18 protein-coding genes and 1 pseudogene are annotated in these 18,661 nt (G+C 39.3%); all 19 read left to right on the top strand.

What is annotated here, in order from left to right; genetic code table 11:
• Positions 1–37 precede the first annotated feature (37 nt).
• Positions 38–820 carry an enoyl-CoA hydratase/isomerase family protein gene (locus tag D1953_RS03705; RefSeq protein ID WP_119115823.1) on the top strand — a complete coding sequence of 261 codons (783 nt, stop codon included), beginning with the start codon at positions 38–40 and terminating at the stop codon, positions 818–820.
• A 39-nt stretch (positions 821–859) separates the two neighbouring features.
• On the top strand, positions 860–1,636 hold the full coding sequence (locus D1953_RS03700; RefSeq protein ID WP_119115822.1) for an enoyl-CoA hydratase/isomerase family protein: 777 nt from the start codon (positions 860–862) through the stop codon (positions 1,634–1,636).
• Positions 1,637–1,666: 30 nt separating this feature from the next.
• On the top strand, positions 1,667–2,842 hold the full coding sequence (locus tag D1953_RS03695; RefSeq protein ID WP_119115821.1) for an acyl-CoA dehydrogenase family protein: 1,176 nt from the start codon (positions 1,667–1,669) through the stop codon (positions 2,840–2,842).
• Between the two features lie 17 nt (positions 2,843–2,859).
• Positions 2,860–3,720: a hydroxymethylglutaryl-CoA lyase gene (locus D1953_RS03690; protein ID WP_119115820.1), complete on the top strand. Its 861-nt coding sequence runs from the start codon at positions 2,860–2,862 to the stop codon at positions 3,718–3,720.
• 35 nt (positions 3,721–3,755) lie between these two features.
• Positions 3,756–4,949: a thiolase family protein gene (locus tag D1953_RS03685; protein ID WP_119115819.1), complete on the top strand. Its 1,194-nt coding sequence runs from the start codon at positions 3,756–3,758 to the stop codon at positions 4,947–4,949.
• Between the two features lie 54 nt (positions 4,950–5,003).
• Positions 5,004–6,299 carry an acetyl-CoA hydrolase/transferase family protein gene (locus tag D1953_RS03680; protein ID WP_119115818.1) on the top strand — a complete coding sequence of 432 codons (1,296 nt, stop codon included), beginning with the start codon at positions 5,004–5,006 and terminating at the stop codon, positions 6,297–6,299.
• Between the two features lie 53 nt (positions 6,300–6,352).
• Positions 6,353–7,531, top strand: coding sequence for an acyl-CoA dehydrogenase family protein (locus tag D1953_RS03675; protein WP_119115817.1), 1,179 nt, complete (start codon positions 6,353–6,355; stop codon positions 7,529–7,531).
• Between the two features lie 29 nt (positions 7,532–7,560).
• Positions 7,561–8,472, top strand: coding sequence for an SDR family NAD(P)-dependent oxidoreductase (locus D1953_RS03670; protein WP_119115816.1), 912 nt, complete (start codon positions 7,561–7,563; stop codon positions 8,470–8,472).
• 85 nt (positions 8,473–8,557) lie between these two features.
• A complete protein-coding gene (locus tag D1953_RS03665; protein WP_119115815.1) occupies positions 8,558–9,652 on the top strand; it encodes a CaiB/BaiF CoA transferase family protein in 1,095 nt (364 codons plus the stop codon).
• 19 nt (positions 9,653–9,671) lie between these two features.
• Positions 9,672–11,225, top strand: a complete 1,554-nt coding sequence (locus D1953_RS03660; protein ID WP_245979890.1) for a long-chain-fatty-acid--CoA ligase — start codon at positions 9,672–9,674, stop codon at positions 11,223–11,225.
• 44 nt (positions 11,226–11,269) lie between these two features.
• A complete protein-coding gene (locus D1953_RS03655) occupies positions 11,270–12,442 on the top strand; it encodes an acyl-CoA dehydrogenase family protein (protein WP_119115814.1) in 1,173 nt (390 codons plus the stop codon).
• Between the two features lie 85 nt (positions 12,443–12,527).
• Positions 12,528–13,940 carry an OB-fold domain-containing protein gene (locus D1953_RS03650; protein WP_119115813.1) on the top strand — a complete coding sequence of 471 codons (1,413 nt, stop codon included), beginning with the start codon at positions 12,528–12,530 and terminating at the stop codon, positions 13,938–13,940.
• A gap of 1 nt (position 13,941) precedes the next feature.
• The gene (locus D1953_RS03645) at positions 13,942–15,126 is read left to right on the top strand and encodes an acetyl-CoA acetyltransferase (RefSeq protein WP_119115812.1); all 1,185 of its coding nucleotides are present in this window, start codon (positions 13,942–13,944) and stop codon (positions 15,124–15,126) included.
• Between the two features lie 24 nt (positions 15,127–15,150).
• Complete coding sequence (locus D1953_RS03640; RefSeq protein ID WP_119115811.1) at positions 15,151–15,558, top strand: FAS1-like dehydratase domain-containing protein; 408 nt, start codon at positions 15,151–15,153, stop codon at positions 15,556–15,558.
• 12 nt (positions 15,559–15,570) lie between these two features.
• Entirely contained in the window at positions 15,571–15,954 is a 384-nt protein-coding gene (locus tag D1953_RS03635; RefSeq protein ID WP_119115810.1) for a MaoC/PaaZ C-terminal domain-containing protein, read from the top strand.
• A gap of 528 nt (positions 15,955–16,482) precedes the next feature.
• Entirely contained in the window at positions 16,483–16,893 is a 411-nt protein-coding gene (locus tag D1953_RS03630) for an FAS1-like dehydratase domain-containing protein (RefSeq protein ID WP_119115809.1), read from the top strand.
• 11 nt (positions 16,894–16,904) lie between these two features.
• Positions 16,905–17,288, top strand: coding sequence for a MaoC/PaaZ C-terminal domain-containing protein (locus D1953_RS03625; RefSeq protein WP_119115808.1), 384 nt, complete (start codon positions 16,905–16,907; stop codon positions 17,286–17,288).
• A 134-nt stretch (positions 17,289–17,422) separates the two neighbouring features.
• Positions 17,423–17,521 (top strand): annotated as a pseudogene (locus D1953_RS03620) (SDR family NAD(P)-dependent oxidoreductase); the annotation flags it as partial.
• An 85-nt stretch (positions 17,522–17,606) separates the two neighbouring features.
• Positions 17,607–18,661 (top strand): transposase (locus D1953_RS03615; protein WP_119115807.1); only part of this gene is annotated, 1,055 nt, incomplete at its 3' end.

Genomic DNA, 18,661 nt, shown 5'->3' with positions numbered 1-18,661 from the left:
TTATGAGTGTTAATGTGAATGAGGAGGAAAGACAATTATGGCATTTGTTGAATGGAAAAGAGTTGGAGAAACAGGCACTATTGCGGAAATTGTGTTAAATCGTCCAGAGGCAAGAAATGCATTTAACTCAGAGATGGCCGAGCAAATTCTCGAAATTTTTCAAACGATAGCCAAAAGTGATGTTAGAGTCGTTTTGCTTACCTCTTCTAATCCAAAATCCTTTTGCTCTGGAGCTGATTTAAAAGAACGAAATAATATGACAGAAACAGAATGGCGTACGCAGCATCAACTATTTCAAAATATGTTTAATAGTATACAAGATTTAAAACAGCCCGTAATAGCTGTAGTCGATGGATATGCACTAGCAGGAGGATTTGAAATGATTTTAAACTGCGACATGATCGTAGCTGCAGAAACAGCAAGCTTTGGTTTACCTGAAGTAACACGAGGAATTATGCCTGGCGGCGGCGGTACAAGGCTACTGTCTAAACGTATCGGAGTTCATCGTGCGAAAGAGTGGGTGTGTACAGGGAAATTGGTTTCTGGTGTAGAAGCCGATCAGGCGGGGCTTGTTAATATTTTAACAAAATCAAGCGATATACGAGAAGAAGCGCTAGCATTAGCAGAAAAAATTTCTAGTAATGCCCCACTGGCCGTTCAAAATTGTAAAGCGGCTGTAGATGAACTATTCGGGATGTCAAATGAAGAGGCAAGAAAAATAGAAATAGACTATTATAACCGTTGTATTAATACGGAAGATCGATTGGAAGGAGTCCGTGCTTTTGTAGAAAAGCGTTCACCACAGTTTGTCGGTAAATGATTTAGTAGATTGTACATCATAAAGGCAGGAAGTGAAAATATGATTTATGAAAATATTGACGTGAAAATTGAAAATGGAATTTGTACGGTTAAGCTAAATCGCCCGGAAGTTAGAAATGCACTAGTGTTAGAGATGCGGCAAGAGCTCAAAGATGTTTTCACTTCTGTTAAACAGAATGATGAAGTAAAGGTCATCGTTTTAACGGGTGAAGGGAAAGCATTCTCAGCAGGGGGGGATTTAAGTGCATTAAAAGAAATAGATGCTGTTTCAGGTAGAAAGAGACTGCAAGCTGGACATGAAATGATTCATTCGATAGTGAATTTAGAAAAGCCTGTTATTGCAGCAATCAATGGTGTTGCCGCAGGAGCGGGAGTCAGTCTAGCGGTAGCTTGTGACATGATTATAGCGAGCCGTTCCGCTGCTTTTATCCAAAGTTTTGCGAAGGTAGGATTAATCCCTGACCTTGGAGCCATTCATTTTTTACCGAAACTAATAGGGCGTCATCGTGCATTAGAGCTTATGTTTTTAGGAGAAAAAGTATCTGCTGAACAGGCACAAAATATTGGCATAATCAATCGTGTTGTTGAGGATGAACAACTAATGGATGAAGTGCATCGTGTAGCCTTACAGCTTGCGGAAGGGCCAGATATGGCACTAGGGTTTATGAAGAAATTAGTCAATCGGAGTGTTTTAGCGGATCTTGATGAAACGCTAGAATTGGAAGGGTTTGCACAAGCCATGTGTTTTGAATCAAAGGATTTCAAAGAGGGTGTTCAAGCATTTTTTGAAAAACGTAAACCGGTGTTTAATCAATAAAAATACATGATTATTGAGGAGGTACTACATATGACTAGTACAAGTGTAAAAGAAAATGTTCAATTTCATGAAGAACTAAGACAAAGTGTTCGCAATGTTTGCAGCCAGTTCCCAGATTCCTATTGGAGAGAGTTAGACGCTAAATTAGCTTATCCTGAAGAATTCGTTAATGAGATTACAAGAAACGGCTTTTTAGCCGCTCTTATCCCGGAAGAGTATGGCGGTTCTGGTCTTGGAATTACAGAAGCTTCTATTATATTAGAAGAAATTAATCGTTCAGGAGGCAATGCAGGAGCTTGTCATGCTCAAATGTATACAATGGGTACATTGCTTCGTCACGGAAGCGCAGAACAAAAAGCGAAATATTTACCTAAAATTGCAGATGGCTCTCTTAGATTACAAGCATTTGGTGTAACAGAACCAAATACGGGGACAGATACAACAAAATTAAAAACATTTGCAGAACGTAAAGGTGATAAATATATCGTGAATGGACAAAAAGTCTTTATCTCACGCGCGGAACATTCTGACTTGATGATTTTATTAGTTCGTACAACCCCAATTGAACAAGTAAAAAAGAAGACAGAAGGTTTATCGGTTTTATTAGTGGATCTTAAAGAAGCTGTTGGAAACGGCCTTACCATTCGTCCGCTTCGTACAATGATGAACCACGCTACTACTGAGTTATTTATAGAAGATTTAGAAGTTCCAGTTGAAAACCTTATCGGAGAAGAAGGGAAAGGCTTTAAGTATATTTTAGATGGTATGAATGCAGAACGTATATTAATTGCTGCAGAATGTATTGGTGATGGTCGCTGGTTCATCGAGCGTGCCACTAATTATGCAAATGAACGAATCGTTTTCAGTCGACAAATCGGGCAAAACCAAGGGGTACAATTTCCAATTGCTCGAGCACATGTAAATATTGAAGCAGCAGATCTTATGCGCTTTAAAGCAGCAGAGCTATTTGATTCAGGTGAAAAATGTGCAGCGGAGGCTAATATGTCAAAACTTCTTGCCGCAGACGCTTCATGGGAAGCCGCAAACGTTGCTCTGCAAACACATGGTGGTTTTGGATTTGCCGAAGAGTATGATGTAGAACGCAAATTTAAAGAAACTAGATTATATCAGGTAGCTCCTATTTCAACAAATTTAATACTTTCTTATGTTGCAGAGCACGTGCTAGGGTTGCCAAGGTCGTATTAATTTAGGGAGATGATCCTTTGTTTATTCCTAAGGAAGTTGAAATTATTGAAGTTGGACCACGTGATGGTTTGCAAAACGAACCGCTAGCTATATCAACAGAACAAAAAAAGGAACTAATTGCAAGGCTCGCTAAAGCAGGATTCTTGCGCATGGAAACAACATCCTTTGTACATCCAAAGTGGGTTCCGCAAATGGCTGATTGTGAAGAAATTGCTCGTTATTGTAATGAGCTTGGGATTACCTATATCGCTCTAACTCCAAATATGAAAGCTTTGGAGAGAGCGATTGCTGCAACAGTCCCGCAAATGGCCGTTTTTATTGGAGCAAGTTCCGAATTTAATAAAAGGAATATTAATAAAACTACTTCAGAATCTTTAGCTGAATGCGAGCCGATGTTTGCTAGAGCAAAGCAAGAAGGAATGTTCATTCGTGCTTATATATCGATGGCCTTTACTTGCCCATTCCAAGGTGAAGTGACATTTGATGAAGTGAAAGAAGTTTGTGACCGCTTTATACAGCTTGGAGCAGATGAAATTGATGTAGGAGACACGAATGGACAAGCAGATCCAAAGATGGTGTATGAGCGTTTTTCCAGATTACGAGATTTATATCCGGATACTACGTTTGTTGGACATTTCCATGATACAGAAAAAATGGCGCTAGTGAATGTAATTGCTGCCATACAGGCAGGAATTACAAAATTTGATAGTTCCATTGGAGGTCTTGGCGGTTGTCCCTATTCCCCAGGAGCAACGGGTAATGTTGCGACAGAGGAATTAGTAAATATGCTTATACGAATGGGATGCGAGACAAATCTTAATTTCGATGAACTAGTAAACGTGAGTCCTTTTGCTAAAAGTCTTTCAAGTCGAATATAAACTATACTATAAAGATAAGAATAGGAGAACTTAATATGAGAAATGCCGTCATTATTGATTCTGTCCGTACTGCAGTAGGGCGTATGGGAGGAACGTTAAAAGATATCGAGGTGGATTATTTAGCGGCCAAAGTGTTAGACGAAATTTTGGTTCGTACTGGAATCGATAAAAGTCATGTAGATGAAGTAATTCTTGGTCAAGCAAAACAAAGTACAGATGCTCCTAATTTAGCTCGTTTGGCCCTTTTACGTGCTGGGCTTCCTATTGAAGTAACTGGATACACGGTTCATCGTCAATGTGGCTCTGGAATTCAAGCAATGAATAATGGTGCACAACAAATTATGTGCGGATTATCAGATATTATCATTGCTGGCGGTGCTGAAAGTATGAGTACAGCACCATACTATCTTCGAAATGCTCGATATGGGTTTGGAGTAGGAAATGCTGAAATTCTTGATTCAAATACGGAAAGTCAGCCCCGAGCACAGCCGATTGAAACTTACGGCCATTTAACGATGGGGATGACAGCAGAGAATTTAGCTGAACAATACTCTATATCTCGAACAGAACAAGATGAATTTGCACTTAGGAGTCAAGAAAATGCTCAAAGAGCGATTTCTACAGGTTTATTTACCGATCAAATTGTTCCTTTTGAAGTCAAAATAAAAAAAGGAACGATAGAGTTTAAGGTCGATGAACATCCAAGAGCAACGAGCATGGAAAAGTTATCTCAGTTAAAGCCCGTTTTTAAAGAAAATGGGACGGTCACTGCAGGAAATACAAGTGGTCGTAACGATGGGGCAGGAGTTGTACTACTCATGTCGGAGGAAGCGGCTGAACGCTATGAAAAGAAACCAAAAGCTAAAATTATTGCTCAGGCTGTCGCCGGTGTATCGCCAGAAATTATGGGAATCGGACCTGCACCTGCCACGCGCAAAGCATTGAAACAAGCGGGGTTAACATTAGATGATATTGGTTTAATCGAATTGAATGAGGCCTTTGCTGCTCAATCGCTGGCTGTTATTAAAGAACTAGAATTGGATATAAATCGAGTAAACGTCAACGGAGGTGCCATTGCTTTAGGGCATCCACTAGGAGGTACCGGTGGAGTACTTATGACAAAGCTGCTTCATGAAATGGAACGACGTGGAGAAAAGTACGGATTAGTTACATTTTGTATTGGTGGTGGTTTAGGCATAACAACTATTGTTGAAAATTTACAAGTTTAGTAAAACAACAAGTATCCCCTTATTTACTATTGAAGATGACGGAGATGAATAAGCATGAAAATGAAAGAGTGGCAGACTATATACAATGCTAGACTAACGAGTGTCGAGCAAGCAATCAATCGGATACAGTCAGGTCATAAAGTATTTCTCGCCCCTTTTTGCAATGAGCCACAAACGTTAGTAGAAGAATTGGTGCAGCAAAAAAGGCGTTTACAAGATGTATTTCTATACAATCTTGTGATTGGCAGTCCATGTTTATATGCAGATCCAGATTGCCACTCACATTTTAAAATTCGTACCTTTTTAAGCTCTTCTCTTTTAAAAAGTGCATTCTTAAATCAAGTGTGCGACTATGTTCCTGTGAATCTTTCAGAAATTCCGCGCTGGATTCATCAAGAGAACATAGATATAGCTCTTATACAAGTTTCACCTCCAAATGATGAAGGATATTGCAACCTAGGTATATCCGTAGATGCTGTACAAACATTGATTAAGCAAGCAACGGTCGTCATTGCGCAAGTGAATAACCAACTTCCGCTTACTTCCGGAGATACTCTTGTACATGTATCAGAAATTGATCATTTTGTTGTTTCTAATCGACCACTGCTTAGTGTTCCTGATGGAAATCCATCTGATGAGGAGCTGACAATTGGAAAATACGTTGCAGAACTTATACCAGACTATGCAACGATTCAAGTAGGACTTGGTAAGATTGCAAAGAGCGTTTTACTATCTCTTACATCAAAAAAAGGATTAGGTGTTCATTCAGGATCAATCACCGATCCCGTTACAGAGTTGATTGATCTTGGTGTGATTACAAATGAGCGGAAAGAGATTAATCCTTACAAAACAGTGTGTACAACGTTAACTGGTACAGAAACATTATATAAATATGCCCATCAGAATCCAAACATACAATTGTTCCCCACAGATTATACTCACAATGCTGCAATTATTTCAAAAATAAGTAATTTCCATTCTATCAATTCAGCTCTTGAAGTTGATATATTTGGTCAAATTAACGCTGAGCAAGTTAGCAGTTATCCAGTAGCTGGCGTTGGCGGCCAAATGGATTTCATTCATGGAGCGAGGCTCTCAAAAGGTGGAAAGGCTATCATAGCACTTCCTTCTACAGCGAAGAGAGGAACTGAATCCCGCATTAAAATTAAGCTTCCATACGTTACGTCCATCAAATCTGAAATCGATTATGTTGTGACTGAATATGGAATTGCTAAATTGTTTGGGAAATCACTCACTGAAAGAGCAAAAGCTTTAATTCATATAGCACATCCCGATTTTCGTGAAGCACTTTCTCATGAATTTGAGCAAAGCCTATCTGTGAAAGCTTAAATGATATAACAGGATGTTGACCGACTATTAATAGTATAAAAGGGAGGGAAAGCATGAAAGAATCTGCTGTTTTAAACAATCAAAAAGTTCAGACTTCTATTTTTACAGATGAGCATGTTATGTTTCGTGATTCGCTTAGAAAGTTTCTCGAAAAAGAAGCGGTGCCTTTTTTTGATCAGTGGGAAGCGGATCGTATTATCCCAAGATCCTTTTGGGAGAAGATGGGTGAAAAAGGATTCATTTGTCCATGGGTAAGTGAAGAATATGGCGGTTTAGGTACGGATTTTGCCTTTTCCGCTATCTTAGGAGAAGAGTTAGCAAGAGTAGGTGCAGGATTAACGGGAATTGGTACACATAGTAACATTATTGTTCCTTATATCGCGTCATTTGGTACAGAAGAACAAAAAAGAAAATACCTTCCTGGCTGTGTAAGCGGTGAAATCATAACAGCTATTGCCATGACTGAACCAGGGGCGGGCTCAGATTTAGCCAGCATTCGTACAACAGCAATTAAAGATGGTGACCACTATGTCATTAATGGACAAAAAACATTTATTACAAATGGCATTCATTCAGACTTAATTATCGTTGCTTGTAAAACAGATCCAAAGGCATCACCGCCGCATAAAGGGGTTAGTTTATTGCTCGTGGAGAGAGATACGTTAGGTTTCTCTAGAGGGCGTAAATTAAATAAGGTAGGTATGCATAGTCAAGACACAGCTGAACTCATTTTTGAGAATGCTAGAGTTCCGGTTTCTAATCTTCTGGGAGAAGAAGGAAAAGGTTTTTCCTACTTAATGACTAAGCTGCAACAGGAAAGATTAATTGCCTCTCTTAATGCTCTTGTAGCAGCTGAAGACATGCTTCAACTAACGATTCAATATGTAAAAGAGCGCGAAGCCTTTGGACGGTCAATTAGTAAGTTTCAAAATACACAGTTTAAAATTGCTGAAATGGCTACAGAAGTTCAAATTGGCCGCACCTTTGTTAATGATTTAATTGCCAAACATATCAATTCAGAAGATATAGTGACTCAAGTATCCATGGCCAAATGGTGGATTACAGATATGGCAAAACGTGTGGCGACAGAATGTATGCAGCTGCACGGAGGGTATGGCTATATGGAAGAGTACAAGATTGCTCGCCGTTATCGAGATATTCCGGTTACTTCAATCTTTGCCGGCTCCAATGAAATTATGAAGGTCATTATTTCAAAACAATTAGGCTTATAAAAAATAACAATTTGAAGGGATGGATTATAATGAAAAAATTAGAAAATAAGGTTGCAGTTGTTACAGGTTCAGGTCGTGGAATTGGTCGAGATATCGCGTTATTAATGGCTAAAGAAGGAGCAAAGGTCGTTGTCAATGACTTGGGCGGTGGATCTGATGGAAATGGGAACGATACAAAAGTAGCGGATGAAGTAGTTCGAGAAATTAGAGAACTAGGTGGAGAAGCTGTAGCCAATTATGATTCGGTTTCTGAATATGAAAGCGCTACAAAAATTGTAGAAACGGCATTAACGGAGTTTGGCCGTATCGATATTGTTGTCAATAATGCTGGTATTTTACGAGATCGCATGCTGTTCAAAATGAGTGAAGAGGAATGGGATGCTGTTATTGCCGTACATCTAAAAGGTTCATTTAATATGACAAGAGCAGCCGCTCCATATTTTAAAGAACAAAAAAGCGGCCGCTTCATTAACTTTACATCTACATCAGGCTTAATTGGTAATGTTGGTCAAGCAAACTACGCTGCAGCAAAATTAGGGATTGCGGGTCTTAATAGAATAACAGCGTTAGATATGGCCCGCTATAATGTAACAGCTAATGCGGTCGCACCGTTTGCGTGGAGTCGATTAATTGGTTCCATTCCGACTGAGACAGACGACCAAAAGGCTAGAGTCGATAAACTTAAGCAACTATCCCCAGCTCATATTGCACCATTAGTTGCTTTCTTAAGTTCGGATGAAGCGGCTGATGTTTCCGGCCAAATTTTCGGTGTTAGAGGTAAGGAAATTATGGTCTTTTCACAGCCGCGCCCAGTTCGTTCTGTTTATAATGCAGAAGGCTGGTCCATCGATAGCCTAAGTTCGATTAAAGGATCCTTACAATCTAGTTTTACTCCGCTTGAAGTAAGTGCTGACGTATTCCCGTATGAGCCATTAGTATAATGCTAAATAATTTTAGCAGTTATGAGCTTGAGCGCGTATATTGTTTCAAGCTCATAATTGTTATTAAAAAGATAAGGGGGATTACATGTTAGAAGGAATACGTGTTATCGATTTTTCTCAGTATCTTCCAGGACCTCATGCAACCTTACGTTTAGTAGATATGGGGGCCGAAGTCATTAAGGTCGAATCGCCTCAAGGAGATCCTTCTCGAGCTTCTGCTGGAATAAATGGAAATGGTTTTGTTTTTTTAACACAAAATCGAAATAAAAAAAGCGTCGTATTAAATTTAAAGGATCCTATAGATCGAAAGAATGCCTTAAATCTCATTAGTGAAGCAGACGTTGTCCTTGAAAGCTTTCGCCCAGGAGTGACAGATCGGCTTGGAATTGGTTATGAACAGGCAATTCAAGTGAAAAAAGATATTATTTACTGTTCCCTTTCAGGCTATGGCCAAACAGGGTCAATGAGTCATTTAGGTGGACATGACATTAACTATATGTCGATAAGCGGGCTGCTTGCGCAGTTAAAGGATGAAAAAGGACGTCCAGTGCAACCGAGTACGACAATAGCAGATTTTGTAGGAGGGATATCCGCTAGTGAAGCCATTTTAGGCGCATTAGTGAAAAAACTAAGAACAGGGGAAGGTTCTTATATTGATCTATCGATTATAGACTCTCTGTTCGCCCTTATGTCCAATCATATTGTAATCGAACATGCCACAGGGGAGCAGCACGGTGTTTCAAAGCTTAATAATAAATACGTCTGCTATTTCTTATATGAAACAAAAGATAGCAGATTTGTGAGTTTAGGAGCTTTGGAAGCGAAATTTTGGAGGAATTTCTGTACAGCTTTGAATAAAGAACATTGGATTTCAGAACATTTTTCACTAGCTCAACCAAGTAATCCTGTATTTAACGAAATGAAGGAAGTATTCGCTAATAGAACATTGGCCGAATGGACGCAGTTTTCTCACCAAGTAGATTGCTGCTTAGCTCCTGTTCTAGAAACTGGTGAATTATATAATCATCCATTTAGCCAAGAAAGAGGACTTATTGTTGAAAAAGAAGGGATACGATATACAGCAACGAAATATCCAGCTATTGAAGACTATTACACAGCTCCACCAAAGTTTGGACAACATTCAGATCAGGTAAAAGAACAATATGAAAGAAAAGTTTAAGTGAAAGGGGTAAAATGCTTTGATTAATCTTGATAACTTTTCTCTCCTGACCCTTTATGAAATGTTAGAACAAACTGCGGCCAAATATCCTAATCAAGTGGCGGTAATAGATGGTGAAATTAAATTGAGTTATAGCGAGCTAAAGGAAACGATTGATGCTTTCGCTTCCGTTCTATATGAAAAAGGAATTCAAAAAGGTGATCGAATCGGGTTAATGTTACCGAATGGGATTCACTATATGATTTCTTATTATGCTACTCAACGTTTAGGTGGAATTGTTGTACAAGTTAACCCTTTATATCAAACATCTGAACTCCAATATATGCTAGATGACGCAAATCCGAAATTGTTTATTTGCGGTAGAAATCAAGCTGAAAAACTAGAGAAAATTGAGGATTTTGAAAACGTACATGTCATTTTCACAAAGGATGAAAGCAATAAGGATCAAATCCTATTAAAAGGAAAGAACTGTACACTTCCTCCACTAAATATTAATCCAAATGAGGATGTAGCTGTTTTACAGTATACGGGTGGAACAACTGGTAGATCTAAGGGGGTTATGTTAACTCACTTTAATATTATTAGTAATATTCATCAATCGGGCAGTGTTGTTTCATCGGTCATGAAGGAAGGCGAAGAGCGCATATTAGGAGTGGCACCGCTGACACATGCTATGGCTATGACAAATATGAATTATACTGTCCGATTTGCTGCTACATACATTATTGTAGAAAAATTTGAAGTGACGAAAGTTTTACAAACGATTAGTCAATATAAACCTACAATGATGTTAGGCTCTCCAACGATGTATATTGCTTTGCTTAATCATCCTAACCTAGGGAAAAATGATTTATCCTGCTTCAAAATTTGTATTTCCGGATCTGCCCCCCTTCCTGTAGAAGTTTTAAAAGAATTAGAGCGAAAATCCGGAGCACATATTTTCGAGGGATACGGTTTATCAGAAGCAACAACATCCACTCACCGAACTCCAGTAGATGGAGAAAGAAAGATTGGCAGCGTTGGCATTCCAGTCCCTTTAACAGAATCAAAAATAGTAGATATTGAAACAGGCACGAGAGAGTTAGCGACTGGAGAACGTGGTGAACTTATCGTGAAAGGTCCACAAGTGATGAAAGGGTATTGGAATAAATCTGTGGAAACAGCTCTTACGATTCGTGATGGTTGGCTATACACAGGAGACATAGCTGTTCGTGATAAAGATGGGTACTATTATATAGTAGGCAGGAAAAAAGATATGGTGATTGCAGGCGGCTTGAATATTTATCCAGCTGAAGTGGAAGAAATGCTCTATCAGCATCCAGCGATAGCTGAAGCGTGTGTGTTTGGCGTACCTGATGCGTATCTTGGTGAAAAACTGTTAGCCATTGTGATATTGAAACAGGGTGAAAACATTAGTGAACAAGAATTGCTAAGTTGGTGTGAGGGTCGAATTGCAAGATATAAAATTCCAAGAGCTATTGAATTTCGGGAGGCTTTGCCTAAAACAATAGTTGGGAAAATATTAAGACGCCGGCTTGTTGAAGAATACAAAGAAAAACTGAATCAATTGTAAAAGTATTAGCAGTACGATTAATCATTTTAAAGGAGTGTTAGAGAATGGATTTTAACTTATCATCTGATTTAGTAGAAATGAAAAAATCAATCAGGGATTTTGTCGATAATACAGTGGACCCTGTTGCTGATCAAATTGAAAGAGAAGATAAAATCCCAGACCATATTATGAAAATGAGTAAGGAAATCGGACTATTTGGTCTAAGTATTCCAGAGAAATACGGTGGACTAGGAATTGATATGGTTGGCAAATGTGGCATTTATGAAGAGATTGGTCGTACATCTAATGGATTTACAACGGTAATTGGTGCTCATACAGGTATTGGTTCAGTTGGAATTGTTGAGATGGGGAATGAGGAGCAAAAAAGAAAATATTTGCCGGGTATGGCTTCAGGAGATTTGATTGGAGCGTTTGCTTTAACAGAACCAAGTGCAGGTTCTAATGCCGTTGCCTTAAAGACGAGAGCCGTGAGAAAAGGAGATAAATATATTCTTAATGGCTCTAAGCATTATATTACAAACGGGCCGATTGCCGATATATTTACTGTTATGGCCGTTACTGATCCAAGTAAAGGCGCGAAAGGGATTACTTCCTTCATTGTAGAAAAAGGCAGTAAAGGACTTATCATTGGCAAAACTGAAGAAAAAATGGGATTACGAGGCTCCCACTCCTCTGAAATTTTCTTTGAGGATTGTGAAGTTCCAGTTGAAAATGTTCTTGGTGTAGAAGGGCTGGGTTATGTAAATGCCCTGAAGATTCTTGCGAATGGTCGAGCTGGACTCGCAGCACGTAATCTCGGATCATGTCAAAAATTGTATGAATTATCTGTCAAATATGCGCATGAGCGTGAGCAGTTTGGCAAACCGATTTTTGAGCAGCAAGTCATTCAGCATTATTTAGCTGAAATCGCATTGGATGTCGAAACATTGCGTTCAGTTACCTATCGAGTGGCATGGATGGTTGACCAAGGCATAAATGTTATTAAGGAAGCAGCAATGGCGAAGCTTCTTGGTTCAGAAATCTATAATCGCATCGCGGACAAAGCGGTTCAAATTCACGGTGGGATTGGCTACATTAAAGAGTATCCAATTGAAAGATATTATCGCGATGCTCGTATTACAAAAATTTATGAAGGAACATCTGAAATTCAAAAGAACATTATTGCCGCACAAATACACAAAGAGTATTTAAAAACTGTCCCAACTGTTCATGCTTAATTAATAGATTGATAGCTATTCAGCTTTTATATAATAATCCGAAAATTGCACACTAATGATAGTGAAGATTGAGAGGAGCAGGCATATGAAAGGAATTATTTCCTACGGAGCATACATTCCGTATAATCGTCTCCAACGAAAAAAAATTGGGGAGTTCTTTGGTAAAGCTGCGCATCGTGGGGAAAAAGCTGTTGCTGGCTATGATGAGGACAGCGTATCGATGGGGGTTGAGGCTGCACTTGATTGTTTACATGGAACAAATTCGCAAGAAATTGATGCTGTGTATTTTGCAACAACGAGTGCTCCTTACAAGGAAAAAGGGTCGGTTTCAACGATTGCTGCGGCATTACAATTAAAAGAAAATGTCCGAGGAATAGAAGCGACTTCCTCCTTAAGAAGCGGTACCTCTGCGATGCTAGCAGCTAATGAATTTGAGCAAACGCTTGTTATTGCTTCAGATTGTCGGACAGGTGCTCCTACTGGACAAAATGAACAGTGGTTTGGTGATGGAGCAGCTTCTTTCTTGATTGGTCATGGATCGGAAGTAATCGCTAACATTATTGATGCAAGTAGTGTACAAGGTGAGGTAGTTAGTGAATGGCGTAGTCAAACCGATTCGTTTACTCAAAATTGGGAGGAACGTTTAGGTTCAACTGTATTTCTGAAACAGGTGAAAGAAGTCGTCACGCCTTTTTTAGAAAAAAACAATTGTACTGCTGATGCCATCAACAAGGTTATTATATCTGGTCCAGGAACACGTGCTCATACACAAGCGGCTAGTGCCGTTGGATTTCAAAAAAATCAAATACAAGACCCTTTATTTGATTCAGTAGGTGCTGCCGGAAATGCCCATGCTCCGATGATGCTCGTTTCCGCATTAGAAGAAGCAAAGCCTGGGGACAAACTTCTTGTCGTAGCATTTGCAGAAGGACTGGATGTCATGTTGCTAGAGGTAACAGAGGCCATTTCTCGTCTTGCTAAAAGAAAGGGCGTTCAAGGTTATTTAACGGTGAAAAACGATCAAACGTCTTATAGTGATTATTTAAAATGGAGAAATCTTCTTGAAATAGAGCCGCCAAGAAGACCAGAAACAGATCGTCCGTCCGCTCCCGCTCTATATAGGGGATATCATCAAAACCTTTCATTTACTGGATCGAAGTGCAGAAATTGTGGTACACCACAATTTCCAAAGCAACGTATTTGTACCCAATGCCAAGTAAAGGATGAAATGGACGATTATCGCTTTGTTGGGCAATCTGCTAAAGTAATGACTTATACACTCGATCATTTAGCTGCCTCACCTGCTCCTCCAATGATTGTAGCGGTTGTGGACTTTGATAAAGGAGGGCGCATTATTTGCGAAGTGACCGATTGTCATCCAAAAGAAATAGAAATTGGGATGAATGTTGAGATGACATTCAGACGTTTATATGAAGCTGGGGGGATCAGTAATTATTTCTGGAAAGCCCGACCAATTAGGCAAAAGGAGAGTGTCTAGTATGAGCAGAAAGGGAATTAGCGATAAGGTAGCCGTTATTGGAATGGGCTGTACAAGATTTGCCGAGCATTGGGATAAAAGTGTTGATGATTTATTAGTTGATGCTGCGTATGAAGCATTCGCTGATGCCGGTATTGAACCAGCGGATATAGAAGCGGCGTGGTTAGGAACGATGATTTCTGGATATGCAGGAATTACTCTTTCGGGACCGTTAAAAACACAATTCATTCCAGTTACGAGAGTAGAAAATATGTGCGCAACAGGCTCTGAAGCATTTCGAAATGCTTGTTATGCAGTGGCTTCAGGTGCATATGATATCGTACTGGCAATCGGAGTTGAAAAACTGAAGGATTCAGGGTTTAGTGGATTGAATTCACCTAAGCCGCCAAGTGATGGAACAGCACCTAATTTTTCTGCCCCTGCTTCTTTTTCCTTCCTTGCCCCAGCCTATTTTGAAAAATATGGATTGTCGGCAAAGCAAGGAAGAGAAGTGCTATCGCGGATTGCTTGGAAAAATCACTATAATGGTTCCTTGAATCCTAAAGCTCAATACCGGAATGAAGTTCCAATGGAGAAAATTTCGAACTCTCCGATGGTCGCAGCCCCACTTGGAATTATGGATTGTTCCGGGGTGGCAGATGGAGCGGCTGCTGCCATTATCGTTCGAACAGAGGATGCTCATAAATATAGAAAAGATCCGATGTATGTCAAAGCGCTATCGATTGCAGCGGGACCTGGAGATGGTCGTTTACGTCAGGACTTTGATTTTACAAGCATTAAGGAAAATGTTATATCTTCACAAGCTGCCTATCGTGAAGCGGGAATTAAAGACCCGCGCAAAGAAATTAGTATGGCGGAAGTGCATGACTGCTTTACTCCTACAGAATTGGTCATTTATGAAGATTTAGGATTCAGTGAACGAGGACAAGGTTGGAAAGACGTTTTAAATGGTGTTTTTGAACTGGGTGGAGAACTGCCGGTTAATCCAGATGGAGGGTTAAAATCATTTGGACATCCGATTGGAGCTAGCGGTTTACGAATGCTATACGAAATGTATTTACAATTTCAAGGCCGTGCAGGTAAACGCCAATTAGATAATCCAAAGATTGGACTCACCCACAATTTAGGTGGAACACCTATGCAATGTGTCTCTTTCGTATCTATCGTAGGGAAAGAGTTGTCTTAATAATATAGAAAAGGAGTGGAGATTTTGAGCACAGGACTAAAAGAGAAAATCGGTATGAAATTAGAGACGTATACCTTTAAAGTAGAAGCGGGGAAAGTTAAGGAACTGGCACTTGCAATTGGTGATTTGCGGGAGGAATACTTAAATGGAGAAGCGGTTTTACCCACTTTTCCAACTGTGATTGATTTCTGGGGCGGAGGAGCTTCCACATCTGACCTATTGGGGTTAAATGTTAAAAAAGTTCTTCATGGGGAACAAGAGTATGAATATTTAGGAGAAATTAAACCAGGTGATGAAATTACAGTAACTGGTGTAGTTGAAAAAGTATATACAAAAGCAGCTATGAATTTTGTCATTCTCAAAAAAGAGTTTGTAAATCAAAATGGTGAAACGGTCTTAATTAGCCGTTCAACTGTTATCGAAAGACACTAGGAGGGGATTTATATGGAGATCGGTTATCAGTTTGAACCATTACACAAAGAAGAAATCACTCATTCACAGCTTGTTCGATATGCAGGAGCATCAGGAGATTTTAATCCTATTCACACGGTTGTACCATTTGCGGAATCTGCTGGATTAGGTGGTGTAATTGCTCATGGCATGCTGGTTAAGGGGTTTGTTGGCCAGGCAATTGGTCAATGGTTTTCAACAAAAGATCTTGTGAAATTCTCTACTCGTTTTAGAGCAATGACAAGGCCGGGAGAAAAAATTACTGTTCAGGGCAGCGTAGTAGATGAAACAGCTGATCGCTGGATTTGTCAAGCCGAGGCAGTAAACGAGGCAGGAGAAGTAAAAGTGAAATCTTCCTTTGAGATCAAGAAAAGATAGTGTTAAAAAAGAGGCAGACTCCATAGCCATCAAGTTCAGAAAATGATATACAAAACAAAAAATGACCATCCTGATTCAGTATGCAGCTGAATCAGGATGGTCATTTCTTTGATTCATATTCCATTATCTCCGCAAAAAATAGATTGGATACTCTTTTTAGTACCATTTCATCTCCCTCTATTCGTTATGCTAGCAGATTGAGGTCTTATTTAAGGTTTGGAAATCCATCTATCTATGACTAATATAAGTATAAAAGAAAAGAGTCAATTTTATGAAAAATTAAGACAAAGTGTTCGCCATGTTTGCAGCCAGTTCCCGAATTCCTATTGGAGAGAGTTAAGTGCCGACTTAGTCCATCTTGAATTTTTTTGTAAAAATATTTCTAAATTTATAAAAATTTATAAATTTGTGTAAAACGTTGTTTACTTATATCTAGATTAATATTATTCTAGATATATTCAATATATTCAATATATTGAATATAATGTAAATTCACAATATACTAAAAACACAAAAGGAGTGGAGAGTTTGAGCACAGGACTACAAGAGAAAGTCGGTATGAAATTGGATACATATAATTTCAAAATCGAAAAAGGGAAGCTTAGAGAGCTAGCCTTTGCGATTGGTGATTTGCGAGAGGAATCCCTAAAAGGAGAGTTTGTTTTACCTACATTTCCAACTGTGGTTGATTTTATGGGTGAAGAAACCTCTACGTTGGAGGATCTATTAGGGTTAAATCTACAAAAGGTTCTTCACGGGGAACAAGAGTATGAATATTTAGGAGAAATGAAACCAGGCGATGATCTTACAGTAACGGGTGTCATTGAAAATGTGTATACAAAAGCATCTATGGATTTTTACATTATTAAAAAAGAGTTTGTAAATCAAAATGGTGAAACGGTATTAATTAGCCGTTCAACTATTATCGAAAGACACTAGGAGGGGATTATATGGAAGTCGGTTATCAGTTTGAACCATTACATAAAGAAGAAATTACTCATTCACAGCTTGTTCGATATGCAGGAGCATCAGGAGATTTCAATCCTATTCATACGGTTGTACCATTTGCGGAATCTGCTGGATTAGGTGATGTAATCGCTCATGGTATGCTGGTTAAGGGGTTTGTTGGCCAAGCAATTAGTCAATGGTTTTCAACAAAAGATCTTGTAAAATTCTCTAGTCGTTTTAGAGCAATGACAAGACCGGGAGAAAAAATTACTGTTCAGGGCAGCGTAGTAGAGGAAACAGAAGATCGCTGGATTTGTCAAGCCGAGGCAGTAAACGAGGCAGGAGAAGTAAAAGTAAAATCTTCCTTTGAGATTAAGAAAAGATAGTTGTTAATAGGGCAGCCTCCCTGTTCAATATGTTGTATATAGGAAAATTGGTATACAACATATTGAGGGGGTAAGGTCTGTCTATTTATTTTTTCTTATTTATTACTAAATCATTTTTTGGGGGAGGAGATATTGTGAACGGGAAAACGGTCATTATAACTGGAGGCGGTAGCGGTATTGGTAAAGCGATGGCGATGAAATTTGCTGCAGAAGGCGCAAATGTAGTCATTACCGATTTTTTATAGGATATATTCTTGTGTTGAGAACGAATGTTCTGCTATAATGAGTGTAAGTAAAAGAGAAAGGAGGCAAAACGATTTGTTTGTCACTCATTCCTTTCAAATTCCTTATGATCGAAACCTATACAAAGAATTAAGAACGATGCAACGAGAAGCGGCCTCCGTTTGGAACGATATCGTGCGGGAAGCTACTTCCTATTATGTTGCTTGTAAAAAGTGGGTAAGTAAAACCGAGATTCAAGCGATTCGAAAACAAACCTACAACCTTCATTCGCAAACGGTTCAAGCCATTGCAGATAAGTATGCGGCGAACCGTGAAACGATTCGACAGCTGAGAAAAACGGATAAAAAAGCCAACTATCCGTGGCGAAGAAAATATTATTATTGTATCCCCTTAAAAAAAGCTTCTATGGACATTTCAACAGACACCATCACGATTAAAAAAGTAGACTATCGATTCTCCCTCTCTGAACTTTTAACGAAGAAGAAAAAGAAAAACTGGAACGAAAAGGCTCCGAAGCAACCTACATCGGTCGTCATCCCGAATCGATCAGAAGAACACTTAGACGCATGTAACTATGCGGAAATTGTCTGGCGGAACGGAGCCTATTGGTTTTGTTATGCGGTTCAAGTTCCTGAACAGGATTTGTCTGCGTATGAGAAGAAAGTGGCAGGTGGCGATTTAGGAGAAATTCATGCGGTCACGGTGGCCACCGAAGATCGAGCACTTGTCTTGTCAGGACGCGCGATGCGCAGTATCTCTCAATTCCGTGCCAAGGCTTTAGCGGACTTAAGCAAGAAAATGTCCCGTTGTAAAAAAGGCTCTCGTCAATGGAAAAAGTACAAAGACGCCAGAAATCGCCTACGCCAAACAAGTAAAAATCAACTCGAAGCCTTGGAACATAAAACGACGAAAGATATTGTCGCCTTTTTAGAAGCAGAAAAAGTGACGCATTTGGTCATCGGAAACGTGTCAGGTATAGAAAAAGGGACTAAGAAGAACGAACAAAAGAAACGAAAACAGAACAAAGTGAGAAGACAACAACTGTCCCTGTGGAATCAAGGGAAAATCAAACAAAAACTCACGTATAAAGCGAAACTAAAAGGCATCCATGTGACAGAAACGGAAGAAAG

Origin of the sequence: Peribacillus asahii (genome assembly GCF_003570725.1) — a bacterium.
In the GTDB taxonomy this organism is placed as follows: domain Bacteria; phylum Bacillota; class Bacilli; order Bacillales; family DSM-1321; genus Peribacillus; species Peribacillus asahii.
This window is presented reverse-complemented; position numbering and strand designations above follow the sequence as displayed.